At 68.5% G+C, this 1,156-nt stretch carries 1 protein-coding gene and 1 pseudogene; both read left to right on the top strand.

The features are described 5' to 3' along the window. On the top strand, positions 1-629 hold a 629-nt coding region (locus KGA66_RS30680; protein WP_246508996.1), incomplete at its 5' end, for an arabinofuranosidase catalytic domain-containing protein. Positions 630-935: 306 nt separating this feature from the next. Continuing rightward, positions 936-1,156, top strand: a pseudogene (locus KGA66_RS29135) (alpha-galactosidase); the annotation flags it as partial.

The raw sequence follows: 1,156 nt of genomic DNA, 5'->3' as shown, positions 1-1,156 counted from the left end.
ACCTGTCCACGTTCTACGACGGCGCGCGGCCGAACGTGTCTGGCTACAACCCGATGCGCAAGCAGGGCGCCATCATCCTCGGCACCGGCGGCGACAACAGCGACGGCGCCCAGGGCACCTTCTACGAAGGCGCCATGACCTCCGGCTACCCGTCGTCGGCGACCGAGAGCGCCGTGCAGGCCAACATCGTCGCGGCCGGATATGGCAGCAACGGCGGCAGCACCGGTGGTGGTAGCACGGGTGCGTTGCACGCGGTCGGCGCCGGCAAGTGCCTGGACGATCCGAACAGCACCACGACGCTGGGCACCCAGCAGCAGATCTACAGCTGCAACGGTGCGGCGAACCAGACCTGGACGCACACCTCGTCCAACGAGCTGACCTTGAGCGTGGGCGGCAGCACCCTGTGCCTGGACGCGAACGGTAAGGGCACGACCGCGGGCACGAAGGTGATCGTCTACTCCTGCAACGGTCAGACCAACCAGCAGTGGATCCTCAACTCCAACGGCACCGTCACCGGTGTGCAGTCAGGGCTCTGCCTGGACGTGACCGGAGCCTCGACGGCTGACGGCGCCCTGGTCGAACTGTGGACCTGCAACGGCGGCAGCAACCAGCAATGGACCCTCGGCTGAGCCGGACAGCAGTCACGAGAACCCCGCGCAGGACAACAGGCGCATAAGAGAACACTGAACAACCCGCGACACCGACGCCGGGGCGGCGACACTTCACCGCGCCAACCAGCCGCCCCGGCCCGGCCGTCGTTGCGCCGCCGCCCGGCCGCACCATCGCCGGACGGCGGCCGACGGCGCCGAGTCCCGTTGCCCCACGCCCCGGGCTCGCGCCGGCGTCGAGCCGCAGTCGCGCCGCAAGAGGCCGACTTCGAGCACATATCCACCTGGCTCTCCACAGCTGCCAGAGCCGACCATGGGAGGTCGAAGATGACCCCGTACACCCACCCGAAGCCGAGACGACGCTTTCGCCTCGGCGTATTCGGCACAGTCGCCGCCGTGGCGGCGGCTCCCTTACTGGCGCTCGGCGTTGCGGGGTCGGCGTCGGCGTTGGGTAATGGGCTGGCGTTGACGCCGCAGATGGGGTTCAACGACTGGAACGCGTATGGCTGTAACGTCTCGGAGTCGTTGATCAAGGCCACCGCGCTGGC

Source organism: Actinocrinis puniceicyclus (genome assembly GCF_018283645.1).
Classification (GTDB): domain Bacteria; phylum Actinomycetota; class Actinomycetes; order Streptomycetales; family Catenulisporaceae; genus Actinocrinis; species Actinocrinis puniceicyclus.
The sequence above is the reverse complement of the archived record's forward strand: the minus strand, read 5'-3'. Positions and strand labels throughout refer to the sequence as shown.